This is a genomic window from Vibrio toranzoniae (genome assembly GCF_024347655.1).
Lineage (GTDB): Bacteria > Pseudomonadota > Gammaproteobacteria > Enterobacterales > Vibrionaceae > Vibrio > Vibrio toranzoniae.
Genome location: NZ_AP025514.1, coordinates 102976 through 121113, shown reverse-complemented (window position 1 = coordinate 121113; position 18138 = coordinate 102976). Strand labels below are relative to the sequence as shown.

The window sequence follows — 18138 nt, the reverse complement described above, 5'->3', positions numbered from 1 at the left end:
GGTATGCAGGTTTTTTATTATGTGTTCAAAAAAGACATCAAAGCTTAGCTGTATTCTACGTATTTATACTCAAAATAATTGGAGTTGCTGCGAGGCAACAAGTATGAAGAGTATAATCACAATACAACCAACACTTCCGATGGAGCATGAGGCGCAACAGCATGACCATAATGATATTTTATGACCTTACGTCGTTTCTCCATCTGCCCTTCCTGAATCGCCGCACCTAAAACATGCTTTGGCAGGCGGAAACGCATGGTATAGCCTTTGCCTTGGTCAGCACTGTATGTTCTCAGTGCCAATAAGCTGAATAACCGCTCAAAAGGATCTTGAGGTTCTTCATGGCTAATCGAATTGGCCTCTGACTCGTTTTCCATTTCATAACCAGGATGGTCTGAAGGATCCCAAGCTGACTGCTGCCTTCGCTTATCGTCCGGTTTTACCTTTCGTTCTGCATTGGTTTTGGCCAATGCTACTGCGGGAGCGACGGGTACTCGAACTCTATTATCACGCGCAACTTGCTCTGTTTGCACATTAACGGATGGGGCAATTAGTGGCACACTCACTGCAGTTGCAGGTGACACAATCATCGCGAACTCTCCTCAAGAATCGCCCATCGCTATTGCTAGTTTGCCGCGAGCATCATCTTCAACAACTCAACGCTCACAAACATAGCCCCTCTAGTTCAAATCCATACCGCGAATACAACCACATTGGCCTAATTCATATGAACTACTCTAGGGGTAGTCTATATATCGACCAAGTTATTTATTAATTTAGCAGTTATTTTTGAGCGAAGCTGACCAGTTCACTACAAAAGGCATCCGCTTCTGTCATAAATGGCGCATGCGAAGACTGAGTAAAGATGTATTGCTCGGTATGAGGCAAGGCTGTGCCCAGGTCTTTGGCGACCTTGATTGGCACCAATCCATCTAATCGACCGTATAAGCGCAACATAGGCACTGAAATCTCAGGTAACTGGTCACGGAGGTCCACATCTGACAACATTTTCAAACCAGCTAACAACGACTTAGGGTTAGGCAGTGGACGGGACAACACCGCTTGCTTGAGCTGTTTTACATCTTGCCTTGCAGAAGGGCTCCCCATGGCTTGCAATGCCATAAAGCGTTCAATAGTAGTTTGAAAGTCTTCCACTAACTGCTCGGTAAAAGCCGTTAATACGTTGGGTTGAATACCTCGCCATAGTACAGGTTCTTTTGCAGCAGCAAATTTCGGCGAACTCGCGACCGTCACCAGTTTGCTTACGTAATCAGAGTGATGCAAAGCCATATGTGTCGCGACCAAACCACCGAGCGACCAACCAACCCAAATCGCTTGTTTTGGTGCGTCGACCATCAGTTGGTGAGCAATTTCTTCAAGGTTTTGAGCGTGGGAATGCGCGCTGTGTCCATACCCCGGAAGATCCACAACGTGAACTCGGAAATTAGCCTCTAAAGCATCCACGGTTTGCTGCCATACCGCCCCATTCATTCCCCAACCGTGAACCAAGACCAAATCCGTTCCTTGCCCGGATACATGCCAATACAACGCGTCACTCATTCTCAATATTCCCTACTTTTTCCATCAGCAATAACCTGCATTTTTCACTATGGTGAGTAAAAGGAACACCATAACCCAAAAGCATCACAAGCTATGTTATCCGATTGGCTACAAAAACACACACCGCGCCTGGTCACATCACAATGCCACCTGTGCAAACTAGACAAACTCCCCAGCGATACTCATCCTCGGTGGTGCCAGACTTGCCTCGGTCTCTTTTGCCAACAGCCACGCTGCCAGCAATGTGGCTTGAAAACCTTAACTAGCGTCGAACAATGTGGTCAATGTCTATCGAATCCACCACCTTGGCATCGTCTCTATTGTGTGGGTGACTACGTCTTTCCAACAGCACACTATATCCAACAGATGAAATACGCCGATAAATTTTGGTTTGCGCGCGATCTATCAAAACTGTTAGCGCCACGTATTGAACACCCAGCGCCATTGATAACCAGTGTGCCTCTACATTGGGGACGGTATATTCACAGGGGCTTTAACCAGAGTCAGTTATTAGCCCATTACGCAGCCCAAGAGTTGGACGTCAAAAGCGCGGTTTTATTTCGTCGTTCTCGTTCAACGGTTTCGCAGCAAGGATTAACCAAGTCCGCAAGGCAGATCAATCTAAAAAACGCTTTCACGCTGCGCAATATGAATTTTTCAACGAACAATTATGCTCACGTCGCGATAATTGATGATGTTGTAACCACAGGCAGCACTGTGTATCAATTATGCCAATTACTACTTGAAGTGGGCGTGAAAAGGATTGATATTTACTGCATCTGCCGCACTCCTGAGCCCTCTGGATAACAGCTGTGGATCGCTACTTGTACAGCAATCCAACAAAAAAGGGCTGAATTACAAATCTGACAGGGGTAGAATGGCGCTAATAACCTACAAATCTACTCAGGTATTCGTCGTGTCAAATATTACTATTACAGAAACAGCTCAAACTCACTTTGCCAATCTGCTGTCACAGCAGCCTGAAGGTACAAACATTCGTGTGTTCGTGGTAAATCCAGGCACACAAAACGCTGAGTGTGGTGTTTCTTACTGCCCAACAGATGCTATCGAAGCGTCTGACACTAAACTGTCTTTCGACGCTTTCTCTGCGTACGTAGATGAGCTAAGCCTACCATTCCTAGACGAAGCTGAGATTGACTTCGTAACAGACAAAATGGGCTCTCAACTAACGCTTAAAGCGCCAAACGCGAAAATGCGTAAAGTATCAGATGATGCGTCTCTTACTGAACGTGTTGAATACGCAATTCAAACACAGGTTAACCCGCAACTGGCTGGTCACGGTGGCCACGTTAGCTTGGTAGAAATCACTGAAGATGGTGCGGCTATCGTTGCATTCGGTGGCGGTTGTAACGGTTGTTCTATGGTTGATGTCACCCTAAAAGAAGGCATCGAGAAAGAACTTCTTCAACAATTTGAAGGTGAACTAACGGCGGTTCGTGACGCAACAGAACACGATCGTGGTGAGCACTCTTACTACTAATCACTGATTCAGCGTTAGTAACGAATAAAAAGGTTGATGCACCAGCATCAACCTTTTTTTGTTTTTTAAAGGTAGAGAACGTCTGTCTGTTGCCATTCAAAATGCCACTTTTCAATCAACTCACTGAGCCGTAGAAGCCCGATTCCACTTTGATTTAAACAATAGCAGTGATCGCAATCGGTTCCTGTTCAATAATTCTAGGATATGAAAACTCGCCTCTAGGAACTCAGCGTCATTTCCCCTATATTAGAATGACTTTCTACGAAAAATCCAATGAGTTAAGGAGTGGGCGCATGACAAAAAGGACCAAGCCGGAAATATTGGCTCAGCAAACTGTCGCTCAGTCAAAACTGTTCTCTATAGAGTCGCTCGATTTACGCTTTTCAAACGGTGAAGAGCGCACGTACGAACGCATGAAGCCCAGTGGCCGCAATGCCGTAATGATGGTTCCAATTACTGAACACGGCGATATTCTGTTAGTGCGTGAATACGCAGCAGGGACCGAACGCTATGAACTTGGCTTCCCGAAAGGACTCATTGATGCTGGTGAACAACCTGCTGAAGCCGCCGTTCGAGAGCTAAAAGAAGAGATCGGCTATGGTGCCAACAGACTCACTCCACTCAAAGAGGTTATCCTCGCGCCCTCTTATTTCTCTAGCAAAATGACACTATTCATTGCAGAAGAACTATACCCAGAGAAACTCGAAGGGGATGAACCAGAGCCACTAGATGTCGTGCGATGGCCGCTCTCGCAAGCCGAAGAGCTGCTAACACACCTCGACTTCTGCGAGGCTCGATCTATTACTGCCCTACTATTAGCCCTTCGAGTCTTAAATAACAATTAGAACAAACGATCGCACTCGAAGACCAAACAAGCTCGATCGAAGAGTAAGAGAACATTTATGCCAATAACAAAAGATTTTTCTCACCTCCTTCCCTCTGTCATTGAGATTGCTCGTTCTGCTGGACAGCTCATCTTAGAGATATACGAGAAGAAAGATTACGAAGAGTTCACCAAAAGCGATGACACACCGGTCACCAGTGCCGACCTTGCAGCGCATAAACTGATCTCGAAAAAACTCAGTGAACTCACCCCTGATATTCCCGTGTTATCTGAAGAAGCTGCAGACATCAGCCTAGAGCAACGTTCTCAATGGGATCGCTACTGGTTGGTTGATCCTCTAGATGGAACTCAGGAGTTCATCGCAAGAAGTGGCGACTTCGCGACAATTATCGCCCTAATTGAGCATAATAAACCCGTAATGGGGGTGGTGTATGCGCCTGTTTCCGGTGTGAGTTATTACGCTTACAGTGGCAAAGGGGCTTGGAAGATCCCAGACCTTAACGACAGCGTTAAAATCAAAACGCATCGTCATGAACTGCCAAACCAATCCATCGCAATGGCAATCAGTCGCCGCCAAGACATCAATCGCATCACTAGCCGTATGAACTCAGCTTGGAATTATGATTTGGTTCCGCTAGGTTCAGCCGCGCTTAAAGCCTGCTTAGTAGCTGAGGGGGCGGTGGACTGTTATCTCAGACTTGGACCAACGGGCGAGTGGGATACCGCAGGGACACAGTGTATTGTTGAAGAGGCTGGCGGTCGTATTTTGAGTACACAGTTAGAGCCGCTTTCTTACAATGAAAGAGAGACGCTTGAGAACCCGAATTTCATCGTGCTTGGTGATGCAGACTTACCATGGCCCGAGATCTTACAAGGTAAAGACTAAATCGCGTAGTGCCATGACAATCTGATATTCAAATAAAATGGGCACCTCAGTGAGGTGCCCATTTTTTATATCTCGCTGTTTGATAACCAACGGATGCTAGCTCAGAAGTAGATACCGGGCTAAAAACGACCTTGGTAGGTAAATTGGTATTTCCCTTGGTTATCAGGGTTGCCTAACCACTTAAGCTGGCTCTGCATCGCAGGCGGAAACTCAGCACCCGGTTTAAACCATGCCGATGAGGTGTAGCTTTGATTCGGCGTTACGCTCGCAGAAAACTCGCTGCCCACTTGTGGGCTACTTTGTATTCCCTTGGCTGAAATGGCGTTATCTTGACAGCTAATATCCGCAATCACAGGGCCTAGGTCTAACGAACCAACAGGGGAATCCACTGCCGCACCAGACCATGCCACTGTACCTTCGCCCGATTGACACCAAGGCAGGGCATGAGCCGCGTGCTTGATCGTCAATTCAACTTGTCCACCAATCGAAACAGGCACTGGGATGGTTGGGGCATATTTCATCACGTTCATAGCAGGCATTGAAGCCACTAAGTTTTCCGCATATGCACCACTCATGCTGTACCCAATATGCCCTTTACCTGACAAGTTCATGTCGCTGTTACGGCCAAAACGCACGGCGAGCTCTGCTTTAGCTTGGAATAATTTAGAGAACTGGAAATCCCACTGCACTGCTCCGTAATTGACTCGCTGCCACACAATATTGTTGGCGCGACCCTGCCAAACTGTACCTTCAACACCTTCGATACTCAGACCGCGTACAGCAGGTGCATGCTTAAGAGCAAAAGATGCCGGTAAGTGCAGCAACAGGCTGACAGAGAAAAAGACAATAAAGGTGCCACTGAATAGCAGGCCATATTTAAGAGATAAACCGCGTTTCACATTAACCTCGTTTAAACTGTAGTCGGTTGACGTCTATAACCCCAGGGTTATCAGAGCGATCAATATCCATAAACTCAACCTCCACGCCCTGCTTTTCTTTCAGGTATGTCAGCCAGTCAACGAACTTATTAAAAGGCACTGGCTTTACCCACACTTGCAGCATCTCGCCACGCGGTTGCACTCGAATCAACTCAATCTTAAAACGACGCATAGAAGCGGGTACAGATTGGTTCAAAGGCTGACTAGCACTAATGCCTGCGCTGCCTCGCAACTCAACAACTTCATTGGCTTTATTGGTTACCCAAGCTAAGAGTTGTTTCTCACTTTGAATACGACTTTGCGCCAGTTCAGCTCGCTGACTAAGTGGCTGTATTAATCCCCAATAAACGGCACCCACCACCAATAAAATTGAACAGCCAATGACCAGGCGCTGTTCTCTTTGACTTATTGAGGTCCACCACGCTTGGAGTGGTTCAATCATATTTCTCATCACTGATCTCCTTGCGCGGTTACTGACGTGGTTTAAGAGTAAAGCTGCCAAATACGGCATCGCCATTACGGTTTAATGGCCCTTGTTCCACAGCAAACTTCTCGTCGAGCTTCATTCTAGCGGTCTCAAAATGTTGAAAGTTCGAACTTTTAGCCTGTAGTCGAATTTCAGAACGGTTACCATCGTAGCGAATGCTTTCAACTTCGATTGACTTCACTTGACCTAACGTTTCTGGCAATAAGGCTAACCACCCTAACATGGAATCGTTAGCACCGGAGCCACCATATTTCTTAGCTTCGTCGCTCATCTGACGCTTAAGGTAGCTTACTGTCGGAATGCGTTGTTTTCCTGGGAGCACGGCTCTAAAAATGCGTTCACTCTCCATTCGGTAAGCTTGAGCTTGCGCTTCATATTGCTGAACCTTCAGCACCTGCTGAGTCACAATCACGGCCACCAGCAAACAAGCGGCAATCGCTACTTTTTGCCATACGCGCCAATATTTACTGAAGGAAGATTTGGTTTTAAAGGTCCCAGTCAGTAAATTCACACTGCTCATGATCGCTTGTTGGCTCAATAAAGACATCACCAATTCCGCAGGCTTCGCTTGCCACTTCACACCACTTTGTTGCTGAATGTCGTCGCTCGGCATCGCGGTGTAACTGAAGATAGTCGCGGGCTGCTCTTCGTCATCAACGACAACCCAGTCACTCTGCAAGAACATCGGGAGCCATGCTTCGCTGATCGATACCGCTTGATAGTTACCTTGGCGTAAAAGCCAATATTGATCAATCTGCAACGCACTGATGCCCTGCTCTTCCAAAGGTACAGCTAACGCATCCGGCAGCACTTTACGAAAGACAATACCGGCTTCGCGAAACTTATCTAAAGCTTGTTTCAACCATTTGCGTTCGACACCGCATACTGTGGCATGGGTGGTGTCTTTATGTAGAATGGTGAGATGTAAATCTTCGATATCTTGCGCCACTTCGTCTTCTAACAAAAACGGCAGCATAGAATCGAACTGGCGAGCAGCACCTTTCGGGATTTCAACGCGCTTTATCAAGCATTCGCTTCCCGGTAATAAAGCGATACAGCTGCGCTTTTCAGCGTAAGGCGTTAACTCATCAAGCTGCTCCCAGCTAGACAGTTCACCGCTTGCTATCACTTCTTGTTGGCTTGTCGACCAAACTAACCACTGCACAGGGCTTTGTGGTTCGCTACTCAGTCGAACGGTCAGAAACTCGCTCACTGATTCCTCCAAAACGACGGCGTACTACCGTCACTGTTTCTCGATTACTACTATAGAAAAGCGTTCGTATACGTACACGTGACTGCTCAACTAATACCTCTGCATCTAGCTCAAAATAGGCGCTATCTACAGTTAAATACCCTTTCGCTTTCTTGCTGACTTCTGCACTCACACCAACAATGGCAGGCTCAGCCATAAAAGCATCCACCGTATTCCAGCCATCAAATGGTCGCTTGTCTAGCAGTTGTTTTGCATCCGATGCGCTTAAGCCAGGAGCAAACATCGCTTCCAATAAAGGCGCTTGCTTTTCCGTGAGTGTGTTTACATTCAAGCGGAAATCATCGGTTGGCAGAGCGCAAACAAATGGGCGAATCTTATTCATCACCTCACCCGTAACCTGATAAACCGCTCGTAACTCGGATTCATCAGCCATTAAGCCATTAGCCGCCAAATAAGAGGGCTTCATCGCCTCATAAGTACTGTCCTCTACGCCTACCGTAGAAGTGGTTCTGGTATCTGCATCGACAAACTCCCAACTTGAGTTTGCGATCACCTCAGCCTGATAAGGTTCAATATCTTGGTTTTCCAACAAGGTTTGCCAAACCGTCACTAAGTAGGGTGTTTGGTTGCTTGAAGTCGCCGTTACCCCAGCCAAAGCATTGAGATTAAAACACGCTTGGGCATCGACAATGCGACCCGATACTTGTCCATAATCCAATGGGTATACCTGTTCTTCCAGTGCCCATGGCTGACTTAGATTCACGGTATCACTGTCTTTATAGCTTTGACTAATCCCGTCTTGTACTAGTGCTTCCACACCAATGCTATACCAATAGGCCTGTTGGTAATTTAACTGATTACCAACACGTTTGAATTGTGTAAACAAACGCTCCGACATGCTGCCCGCAATGGTGGCCATGATAGCCAAAAGCATCAGAATGATGATCAGTGCGACACCATTTTGTTTTCGTCCCATTGCAGAATGTATCTTAGCAAGATCATGGGTGCGATTAGCCATTGTTCCCCTCACTATTTGAAGAGTCACTCGCGTCATTGACCTGATCTAAAGTGCCACTTGGCGTGAGATAAACTCGCTCTATCTCATCGTAGTCTTTCAACGTCAGCTTGAGTCTCACCGCTTTCGGCAATGATTTATCGGTTTGCCACTCTTTACCCCAGCGACTCCCATCATAAAACTCGATTTCAAAGCCTTCGACATCATCAAGCAGCGGAGTAATCACACCCTCTTGGCCTGCAGGGGTATCGGGATAACGCCACCAGACACGCTCAAGTGTTTCTTCTTTGATGCGGTAGCCAACCTTCGTGACTTCTCCACGAGGAAACTGCTGTTGTGGGTTGTGCCACCCCAAGCGAGTAAATATGATGCCAACACCGTCGGAGTCCAATAAATACTCTTTCATTAATATCAGCTTAGATGATGCTTCTTCACCATTAGTACGAAATTTTCGCACCGCCATCTGACGAAAATCATTATCTAAAATGACTAAGCTACGTTGCAGTTGATTCAAACGAGCACTGCGTTCGATTGAGAGTTCGTTGCTCCGCTGCACCTGATTCACGACCTGATAAGCCGCCATGCTCAACGTGGCAAAGATAGCGATCGAGACCAACACTTCAATTAAGGTAAAGCCTCTCCCTTTTGAAGATAGACCTTGTTTACGAGGTACACGCTTATTGGCGGGCATGCTCTTACTTAGCGACTTGCTCTTAACTAACGACACGCTTTTAGTTGACCACATAGCTGCGCACCGTGACCACTGGAGAAGCTTGCTTGCTGGTTGCTACACTCACATCAAACGCCTTTAATAAATCATCGCTGGTATCGATTGGCGTCACCTTCCAGAACCACTCTCTTCCGGCTAACTCTTGTGTACCCTGCACTTTTTTTAGCTTGTCAGGGTGCAGCATCACCAAGGCCATTTGATTATCAACGACCATAGCAGCGAAGGTTTTTTCTTCTAGGTAACTGAGGGTATTGATGTGCTGAGTGACAGCACGAATAACACTGATCGCCGCAGTCGCAAAGATAGCGAGCGCAACTAATACTTCAAGCAGAGTCATTCCTCGAGAACCAAGAGGCATACCACGAGAACGATAAGAAGAACGGTTATTCCTCTTCTTCATCTTCTTCTCCTGGTTCAAGCAAGCGAATGACACCATTGTCTAACACTCGAATGCGCCAGCCATCTTGTATGGTGTCACCCGTATTGGGATAAAATGATAGAACAAAGGGGGTTACTTCAGCACTCGACAAGATATAAACCTGTGGTGGTTTCGGTTTCTTTTCCTCTTCAAGATCAGCAAACATATCTTCATCAAATAAGCTTCCTGGATTAAACAACCGATCATCGTCTTCCCACACGCCACCCCCTAAGGTCAGTGACAAAGCAAGTTCTTCAGGTAATTCCGTTGAAGAGGGGATCTTTTCGAATTCGACCTCCTGCCACCCTTCTGACTTAAGCGCCATCAGTACATAGGTCGATTTCTTTTCATCAACACGAACGCCAAAGTCCAATCCACTCAAGATAGCCTCTTCATTGAGTAATAGAACTCGCTGATAAAAGCTTTGAGCGTATTGTTTAGCGACATCTTTACTATTGGTAGGAATGGTCGCGATCACCGCAACCGCCGTTAATGATAATAATACCAACACCAAAAGAATCTCAATTAAGGTGAAACCTGGCTGTGTTTGCTTAGTTTTCACCTTTAGACTCCATCTGTTTGCGTCCTACCATCAAATACCGGCATCAAGCCCAATAACTTATTTACCAACAGGAACTTATCAACCAACAGGAACTTATCAACCAACAGGAACTTATCAACCAACAATAAGCCGAAGCTTATTGAAAATCTTGTATGTTCCAGTTACCAACATCGGCAGCAATACCTTCACCACCTTCTTGGCCATCAACACCTAGAGTAAAGATATCGATAGTGCCGTTATCACCTGGGCTTAGGTATTGGTACTCGTTACCCCATGGGTCGTTCGGCAGACGTTTGATGTAACCACCATCGCGGTAATTACGAGGCTCAGGGCTACTTGTTGGCTTAGAAACCAGTGCATCAAGGCCTTGATCCGTTGTTGGGTAAACGCTGTTATCCAGTTTGTACATATCCAGCGCGTTCTCTAGCGCTACAATGTCCGTGATGGCTTTCTGTTGGTCAGCCTTCTCTTTGTTACCCAGTAAGTTAGGGACAACAAAGCTCGCTAAAATACCAAGGATAACCACAACAACCATCACTTCTAATAAGGTAAAGCCTGACTGTTTCTTCATTTTAGTTTTCATTATTTTCTCCAAATTAAAGACAGCGAGTTGAAGGGAGTGATCGCCTTCATCTCGATAATCCAAAAACGAACGTTCTGTTCTATGAGTCGATTGTTGTTAACCGCTCATTAAATTATTCATTTCAAGCATCGGCATCAGAGTCGCCATCACAATGAATAGCACTAAGCCTGCCATCAACGCGATAAGAGCCGGGGTAAAAATACCTAAGGCGATATTGACTGTCGACTCAAAGTTTTGATCTTGGGTGTCTGCTGCTCTGGTCAACATCTGTTCCAATTGGCCACTCTGCTCACCACTGGCGATCATATGCAGCATCATTGGAGGGAAAAGCTTAGTTTGGTCGAGCGCTTTACGTAGGCTAGCCCCTTCTCTGACACTATCCGATGCCTGTAATACTTGTTGTTTAACATGGTGATTCGACATCACGTCAACCGCGACTTTCATTCCTTCAAGGATTGGAATCGCACTCGAAGTACAGATAGAGAGTGTGCGTGCAAAGCGAGAGGTATTGATCCCTTTGGCTATTTTGCCGATCAGAGGAATGCTCAATAATTTGCGATCCCAACTCATGCGAGCGGCTGGCTTTTTCAGCGCGGTCTTAACCAGAACAATCACACCAATGGTCAACAACAGCAATTGGATTCCCCAATTCTGAATAAATTCACTCGATGCTAATAAAAATTGTGTCGATTGAGGCAGCTCTTGGCCCATTTGGATAATCGGCTCAACGATCTTTGGTACTACGGTCGCAAGCAAGAAGGAAACAATCGTCACTGCAAATACCACCAGCACCACTGGGTAGATCATCGCTTGCAGCAGCTTAGAGCGCATCTTTTGGCGATTCTCAGCGTAATCGGCTAATCGCTCCAATACTGCATCTAAATGCCCCGATTTCTCACCAGCCGCAACCATGGCCCGGAATAGTTCATCAAAAATATGGGGATAATCAGACAGGCTGTTAGCGAGTGAGTAGCCTTCCGTCACCTTAGAGCGAACGGCCAACAGCATAGTTCGAATACGTGGCTTTTCCGATTGCTCGGCAACCGCTTTTAAGCATTCTTCGAGTGGCATACCCGATTGAACGAGCGTTGATATTTGGCGAGTAATTAAAGCAAGATCAGGTGTACTGATACCACGCTTAAAACTGGTCGAAGGTTGTGTGCCTTTCGCCGCTTTTGCTTTAGCTTCGGCCATCTCAACCGGCATCAAGCCTTGCTCTTTTAAGCGCTGACGAGCCTGACGAGCATTATCAGCTTCGATAGAACCCTTTTTGCTCTTGCCTTTGGCATCCAGCGCTTTGTATTCAAATGCCGCCATACTAAACTTCCTTGGTCACGCGCATCACTTCTTCTAGGGAAGTTACCCCTTTCAGAACTTTGCTCAAGCCATCCTCTCGAATACTTGGTGTTGTGCCACGAATTGCTTTCTCAATCGCTTGCTCGCCCGCTTCGCTGTGAATCAACTCTTGCACCGATTCATCAATCATCAATAGTTCATGGATACCGGTACGGCCTCGGTAGCCCTTGTGACCACACTCTTCACAACCTTTCGCATGATAAAGGGTCAGGCTTTCTTTTTTCTTCAATCCAAACAGTTTCTTCTGTTCTTTATCGGCTTCATAAGGTTCTTTACAGTGGTGACACAAGGTGCGAACTAAACGCTGAGCCAGAACACCAAGTAGTGAAGAAGAGATTAGGAAGGGTTCAATCCCCATATCGCGCAGACGGGTAATCGCACCAATGGCGGTATTGGTGTGCAAGGTCGACATCACTAAGTGACCTGTCAAAGAGGCTTGTACCGCGATTTCTGCCGTTTCCAGATCTCGGATCTCACCAATCATGACGACATCGGGATCCTGACGAAGAATGGCACGTAAACCACGGGCAAAGGTCATATCAACCTTAGGGTTTACTTGAGTCTGGCCAATGCCATCGATATCAAATTCGATTGGGTCTTCAACCGTTAAGATATTGCGCTCGTTACTGTTGAGCTCTTGCAGGCCAGCGTACAAGGTCGTTGATTTACCAGACCCCGTAGGCCCCGTCACCAAGATAATGCCGTGCGGACGTTGAATCAGCTTACGGAAGTTCTCGTGGTTCTCTGCCGTCATGCCTAAGCTATGTAAGTCTAGACGAGTCGCGTTCTTATCCAACAAGCGCATTACCACGCGTTCACCGTGAGAAGAAGGCATGGTAGATACACGAACATCGACCGCTCGACCACCGATACGCAGAGAAATACGACCATCTTGTGGCACGCGTTTTTCCGCAATATCCAGCTTAGCCATCACCTTTACACGTGAAACCAACAACGGAGCCAGTTTACGACTCGGCGCGAGAACATCACGTAGCACACCATCAACTCGGAAACGGATACAGAGTGACTTTTCAAAGGTTTCGATATGAATATCCGAAGCACCTTCTTTGATCGCTTCACCCAACATCGCATTGATTAATTTGATGATAGGCGCGTCATCCTCCGATTCGAGTAAATCTTCATCTTGAGGAAGCTCTTCTGCCAGAGAGAAGAAATCGTCGTTGTCAGCACCAATGTCTTCCATCAGTTGACGCGCTTCTGATGAGTCACGCTGATAAGCATCGGTCAGTTTTTTATCAAATTCATCTGCAGTAATCGCTTGTGGTGTGAAACCACTTTTCACAACACGGCTGACTTCTATGATCGCCGCTGATTTCAGTGGTTCAACATAATAAAGTATCGGCGCACGCTCTGGATGCTGATATTCCAACACCATCTTATAGCGATTTGCAAAGCTAAACGGCAAGCGCTGATAAGTGCGTGCCGCCCCTACCAATTCAGCCATTATTCTTGTTCCATTTGATCGATGAACGCTTGGATTTCAGCTGGGTGATTCATGCTTTCGCCAAACTTAGGTAATACTGGGATATTGTCGTCATCCATCAGTTTCAAACCTTGCTCAGACTTATACAGCTGCTCAGCACGGATGAAGTTGTATTTACGCTGAGTGATACCATCTGCTGTCATGCCATCACGAATGATGGTTGGTTTAATGAAGACCATTAGATTCTTTTTCTCAACCTGAGTACTGGTTGATTTGAACAAATGTCCAAGTACTGGAATATCACCCAAGAACGGGACTTTAGACTCACTCTCCAATGCTCGCTCATCAATCAAACCACCCAACACCAGCATTTGACCATCTTGAACAATCACCGATGTATTCAGCTGACGCTTAGCAAAGCGCACATCAACCGCGCCGTTTGCGCCCAATACGTTCGATACTTCTTGTTCGATTTGCAGCTGAACCGAGTCACCTTCATTGATTTGCGGCACGACTTTCAGCTTGATACCCACTTCTTTACGCTCAACGGTCTGGAATGGGTTGTCGTTACTTGAACCCGCCGTCGAACCGGTTAAAACCGGAACCTCTTCACCCACAATGAACGACGCTTCGCCGTTATCCATTACTGTGATGCTTGGAGAAGATAGGATGTTTGAATTGGAATCGGTGGCTACCGCACTGATCAATGCAGTCCAATCACCCATTACCACACTCATAGCCGCACCGTTAACACCAGAAAGAGCAGAAGCCAAACTTGAGTAGTCACCTTGTTCAGTAGTCGTTTCGTTTCGTACGAACTTACCGTTCTCATCATAAACCGCAGTGGTCGTTTCAGTATCTTTAGCTTCTTCTAAACCCACCATGACACCACCAATCGATGCACCAGTATTGCTGTACTGAATCATGGCACCCGTTTCTAGGTTACCCCATTGCACGCCAAGGTTAACGCCATCGCCTTCTGCCATTTCAACAATCAAGGCTTCAATCAATACTTGAGCACGACGAATATCCAGTTGCGCGATCACGTCTTGCAATGCGTTCATAATGTCCGGCTGAGCGGTAATAACAAGAGAGTTGGTATCACTGTGCGCTGAGATCATCACTTGGTTGCGTTGAGACGAGCTGCCTTTAGTCGATGATTGCTTCTCTGACTGTAGGTTGTCCGACACGCCCTTTAACACATCGACAAGATCTTCAGCTTTTGCGTACTTAAGATAGATAACTTGGTTGTTGCCCTTGGTCGCCATTTCGACATCAAGTTGCTCGATAAGCTTTCTTAAACGGCTACGAACTTTAGGGTCACCAGAGATAAGAATCGCATTGGTACGCTCATCAGCGACTAATTTTGGTTGCAGAAATGCTGGCGTATTTTTAGCATCGTTGGTTTTGCTCAGTGCATCCACGATACGTACCATTTCGGCCGCAGACGCATTTTTTAACTCAACCACCTCAACCTCTTTATCACCAGCTTGGTCAACACGCTTGATGATTTCCGCTAAGCGATTGACCACCGCCGCACGGCCAGTAATCAAAATAATATTAGCGGGATCGTAATGCACGACGTTACCCGCGCCAGCATTGTCATTCAGTTGACGAAGCAAAGGAGAAAGTTCGCGAACCGAGACATTGCGAACGGTCACAACACGTGTAACCACGCTGTCACCTTTAATCGAATCACGCTCACCGACAACGGGGATTGCCGATGTTTTTGAGTCTTTAGCTTTGATTACCTTGAGAACACCCGAGTCCATTTCAACGACCGCGTAGCCGTACACTTCTAAGACGTTTAAGAAGAAGCTGTAATATTGTTCTTCGTTGAGTACATCATAGCTACGGACATCGATTTTACCGCGCACCGATGGGTCAACGATGATCGTCTTCTCTAGATTACGGCCAACAATATTAATAAACTCTTGAATGTCAGTGCCCTTAAAACTGGCACTAAAATCACTAGCGATGGCTGCGGGGGTGCAGATTAAGCTTCCTGCCAATAACCACGCACTTTTCTTAAACCAATGCTTCACGTACTTCTCCTACACTTTCGTCCTTGGTTAGACGCAAAGTTCTAAAATTCAATAAATACTTCATGTTGTTGACCATCTCGCTCAACGACGAGATTTAGCTCAGTTAGCTCTGAGATTGATCGGAATATGTTGCCCATAGCGGCAGGGTCAGTCAGATCTTGTCCATTTAACTGAGTAGCAATATCCCCGTTTTGGAGCCCAACAGAGTTAAAAAGTTCTGAATCTTTGCCAGGGCTCACACGATAACCGATCACTTGATCGTCACGCTTAACCTGAGATAAACGAACATATTGGAAAATTTGTTGTGGATCCTCCATTATCTTCGCTTTTATTTCATCCAACTTCTCTTCTGCAGAAGCTGGGTTATTGCCACGAACCGAAGAAGAAGCGCGAGGTGGCGCAGGTTCAGATACGGCTAAACGTTTGTATTCAATACCTTCAAGCATCAGGGTTTCATCTCGCCCTGAGTTATCAATAATGACACGATCCACTAATACCGCTTTGAGCTTAGCTCGAGTGCCTTCTATTACTTCGTTAATTCCGTAGGTTGCTTGTGTGCCACGATTAGCAATCACAGCTAAGCTTAATTTGGGGTTAGAACTGGCGACTGCACCCACTAAAATCAGGTTCAACCGTGTCTTTGGCGCATCTTGGATAACTTGCTGTTCAACCACAGCGGGCGTGGTTGGGTTATAGGCGCCAAAAAGGTTACTCTGTTGCAAAGAAGAGATATCAAGGGTCGGTTGAAGTGCTGAAGAAGAAGATGAAACAGACGCTTTCCAAGGCACAACCGTTTGCTCAGCAGGTACAAGAAACCATGCAAGCTGTCCTAAAATCCATGCTGAAGCTGCAATTAACAAACAACAAGTCGCTAGGCTTAGTTTCTGCTGAAATACAAATTTATTCTCTAATAAGCGGCTCAACACAGGTGAGTGTCCTATGCGATTTTTGAGCTCTAAAAAGTTCACTTCCCTTGCCCCTTTTCAAGACGACAAACGCTGAAAATCATTAAGCTTCCAACTTTTTCATTCATTCGTTCGATACCAAGCGCATTTAAGCATAAGATCATGAATTATATCATAGCCAATTCATAAATCGGCATTAGATGGCTATTTTGTAATATGACTTGAAAAAAATGCCAACCGCCTCCACTTTAAGCTTCTACTTAATGTGATAAGCATCATCAAGAACATGTTGCGCTCTGTTAATTACAGTTAAACCACATTCATTTTTCACTGAAAAGGCACAACCCTATATGAAAACTGTTGATGAAGCTGTCAGACTCGATAAATGGTTGTGGGCAGCTCGTTTTTACAAAACCCGCTCTATTGCTCGCAACATGGTCGATGGTGGCAAAGTCCACTATAATGGTCAACGCAGCAAACCAAGTAAAATTGTCGAACTTGGGGCGGTGATTACACTGCGTCAAGGGAATGAAGAAAAAACGGTGACTATCGAGAAAATTTCGGCGCATCGTGGCGGGGCTCCGATCGCTCAAACACTCTATGAAGAAACCACCGAGAGCTTGGCAAAAAGAGAAGAGTTTGCGAAACAACGCAAGCTGAATGCTCATAACCCAGCTCCAGATCGTCGTCCGGATAAGAAGCAACGTCGTGACATCATCAAGTTCAAGACTCAATAAGCTAGAAGGAATAGCCAAATGGCAGACCCAATGTCTACAAGTAATGTTTTAAATCGCTACCTATTTGAAGACCTATCAGTACGTGGTGAATTGGTACAAATGGATGAAGCGTACCAACAGATTATTTCTAGCAAGGAATACCCAGCGCCAGTACAGAAACTGCTGGGTGAGCTATTGGTCTCAACGACGCTACTAACGGCGACCTTAAAGTTTGAAGGTTCTATCACTATGCAGCTTCAAGGTGATGGCCCAGTATCTCTCGCTGTGATCAATGGTGATAACAACCAGAAGATCCGCGGTGTTGCTCGCTTTGAAGGGGATATTGCTGACAACGCAGGCCTACACGACCTTATGGGTAAAGGCCATCTAGTGATCACTATCGACCCTAAGCAAGGTGAGCGTTACCAAGGTATCGTTGGCCTTGAAGGCGACACGCTTGCTGAAGTGCTTGAAGGTTACTTCGCTAACTCTGAACAGCTTAAGACTCGTCTATGGTTACGCACTGGCGAGCATGAAGGTAAAGCACACGCTGCTGGTATGCTATTGCAGGTTATGCCAGACGGCACAGGTACGCCAGACGACTTCGAACACCTAGAGCAACTAACTGACACAGTTAAAAACGAAGAACTGTTCTCCCTAGAAGCGAACGAACTGCTTTACCGTTTGTACAACCAAGAGAAAGTCCAACTGTTCACCCCACAACCAGTTGAGTTCTACTGTGGTTGTTCACGTGAGCGGAGCGCGGCGGCTATCATTACGGTTGCTCAAGAAGAGATGTACGACATCCTAAGTACCGAAGGCAGTGTTGCTCTGCATTGTGATTACTGTGGCACAAATTATTCATTCGACAAGAACGACGTTGATGCACTGTACGCTGAAGCAGCCGATAAAGGCAGCAATACCGTTCATTAATT

20 protein-coding genes are annotated in these 18138 nt (G+C 46.2%); 6 read left to right on the top strand and 14 right to left on the bottom strand.

Annotation, left to right across the window (positions count from 1 at the left end; translation table 11 throughout):
• Positions 1-116 precede the first annotated feature (116 nt).
• Positions 117-590, bottom strand: coding sequence for a hypothetical protein (locus OCU50_RS00555; RefSeq protein WP_060466920.1), 474 nt, complete (start codon positions 588-590; stop codon positions 117-119).
• Between the two features lie 193 nt (positions 591-783).
• Positions 784-1560, bottom strand: a complete 777-nt coding sequence (bioH, locus tag OCU50_RS00550; protein WP_060466919.1) for a pimeloyl-ACP methyl ester esterase BioH — start codon at positions 1558-1560, stop codon at positions 784-786.
• A gap of 93 nt (positions 1561-1653) precedes the next feature.
• Between bioH and OCU50_RS20710 the strand changes: the two genes are divergently transcribed.
• The 4 genes from OCU50_RS20710 to cysQ all read left to right on the top strand — a co-directional run bounded on the left by OCU50_RS20710 (position 1654) and on the right by cysQ (position 4791).
• Complete coding sequence (locus OCU50_RS20710) at positions 1654-2367, top strand: ComF family protein (RefSeq protein WP_167346758.1); 714 nt, start codon at positions 1654-1656, stop codon at positions 2365-2367.
• A 109-nt stretch (positions 2368-2476) separates the two neighbouring features.
• Positions 2477-3061 carry a Fe-S biogenesis protein NfuA gene (gene nfuA / locus OCU50_RS00540; protein ID WP_029626881.1) on the top strand — a complete coding sequence of 195 codons (585 nt, stop codon included), beginning with the start codon at positions 2477-2479 and terminating at the stop codon, positions 3059-3061.
• Between the two features lie 293 nt (positions 3062-3354).
• Positions 3355-3906, top strand: a complete 552-nt coding sequence (gene nudE, locus OCU50_RS00535) for an ADP compounds hydrolase NudE (RefSeq protein WP_060466918.1) — start codon at positions 3355-3357, stop codon at positions 3904-3906.
• A gap of 57 nt (positions 3907-3963) precedes the next feature.
• Positions 3964-4791, top strand: a complete 828-nt coding sequence (gene cysQ, locus OCU50_RS00530) for a 3'(2'),5'-bisphosphate nucleotidase CysQ (protein WP_046223426.1) — start codon at positions 3964-3966, stop codon at positions 4789-4791.
• 119 nt (positions 4792-4910) lie between these two features.
• Here cysQ and OCU50_RS00525 read toward each other — a convergent pair whose 3' ends face one another.
• The 12 genes from OCU50_RS00525 to gspC form a co-directional block, all read right to left on the bottom strand.
• On the bottom strand, positions 4911-5690 hold the full coding sequence (locus tag OCU50_RS00525; protein WP_060466917.1) for a type II secretion system protein N: 780 nt from the start codon (positions 5688-5690) through the stop codon (positions 4911-4913).
• A 1-nt stretch (position 5691) separates the two neighbouring features.
• Complete coding sequence (locus tag OCU50_RS00520) at positions 5692-6180, bottom strand: type II secretion system protein M (protein ID WP_060466916.1); 489 nt, start codon at positions 6178-6180, stop codon at positions 5692-5694.
• A gap of 19 nt (positions 6181-6199) precedes the next feature.
• The gene (gspL, locus tag OCU50_RS00515; RefSeq protein WP_060466915.1) at positions 6200-7429 is read right to left on the bottom strand and encodes a type II secretion system protein GspL; all 1230 of its coding nucleotides are present in this window, start codon (positions 7427-7429) and stop codon (positions 6200-6202) included.
• Positions 7398-8447, bottom strand: a complete 1050-nt coding sequence (gene gspK, locus OCU50_RS00510; protein ID WP_060466914.1) for a type II secretion system minor pseudopilin GspK — start codon at positions 8445-8447, stop codon at positions 7398-7400. The genes gspL and gspK overlap by 32 nt, the downstream gene beginning before the upstream one ends.
• Positions 8440-9189 (bottom strand): type II secretion system minor pseudopilin GspJ, encoded by a 750-nt coding sequence (gspJ, locus tag OCU50_RS00505; RefSeq protein WP_060466913.1) that lies wholly within the window; start codon positions 9187-9189, stop codon positions 8440-8442. Before gspJ ends, gspK begins: the two co-directional genes overlap by 8 nt.
• Positions 9176-9574, bottom strand: a complete 399-nt coding sequence (gspI, locus tag OCU50_RS00500) for a type II secretion system minor pseudopilin GspI (protein ID WP_060466912.1) — start codon at positions 9572-9574, stop codon at positions 9176-9178. Before gspI ends, gspJ begins: the two co-directional genes overlap by 14 nt.
• The gene (locus tag OCU50_RS00495) at positions 9558-10154 is read right to left on the bottom strand and encodes a prepilin-type N-terminal cleavage/methylation domain-containing protein (protein WP_060466911.1); all 597 of its coding nucleotides are present in this window, start codon (positions 10152-10154) and stop codon (positions 9558-9560) included. The genes gspI and OCU50_RS00495 overlap by 17 nt, the downstream gene beginning before the upstream one ends.
• Before the next feature lie 136 nt (positions 10155-10290).
• On the bottom strand, positions 10291-10737 hold the full coding sequence (gene gspG / locus OCU50_RS00490) for a type II secretion system major pseudopilin GspG (protein ID WP_017055607.1): 447 nt from the start codon (positions 10735-10737) through the stop codon (positions 10291-10293).
• A 96-nt stretch (positions 10738-10833) separates the two neighbouring features.
• Positions 10834-12054, bottom strand: a complete 1221-nt coding sequence (gene gspF, locus OCU50_RS00485) for a type II secretion system inner membrane protein GspF (RefSeq protein WP_060466910.1) — start codon at positions 12052-12054, stop codon at positions 10834-10836.
• A gap of 1 nt (position 12055) precedes the next feature.
• Complete coding sequence (gene gspE / locus OCU50_RS00480; protein WP_060466909.1) at positions 12056-13558, bottom strand: type II secretion system ATPase GspE; 1503 nt, start codon at positions 13556-13558, stop codon at positions 12056-12058.
• Positions 13558-15582 carry a type II secretion system secretin GspD gene (gene gspD / locus OCU50_RS00475; protein WP_060466908.1) on the bottom strand — a complete coding sequence of 675 codons (2025 nt, stop codon included), beginning with the start codon at positions 15580-15582 and terminating at the stop codon, positions 13558-13560. Before gspD ends, gspE begins: the two co-directional genes overlap by 1 nt.
• Before the next feature lie 41 nt (positions 15583-15623).
• Positions 15624-16550: a type II secretion system protein GspC gene (gspC, locus tag OCU50_RS00470; RefSeq protein WP_060466907.1), complete on the bottom strand. Its 927-nt coding sequence runs from the start codon at positions 16548-16550 to the stop codon at positions 15624-15626.
• Positions 16551-16837: 287 nt separating this feature from the next.
• Here gspC and hslR point away from each other — a divergent pair, with 287 nt between their 5' ends.
• On the top strand, positions 16838-17224 hold the full coding sequence (gene hslR, locus OCU50_RS00465; protein ID WP_060466906.1) for a ribosome-associated heat shock protein Hsp15: 387 nt from the start codon (positions 16838-16840) through the stop codon (positions 17222-17224).
• A gap of 18 nt (positions 17225-17242) precedes the next feature.
• Entirely contained in the window at positions 17243-18136 is an 894-nt protein-coding gene (gene hslO / locus OCU50_RS00460; RefSeq protein WP_060466905.1) for an Hsp33 family molecular chaperone HslO, read from the top strand.
• Positions 18137-18138: the final 2 nt, after the last annotated feature.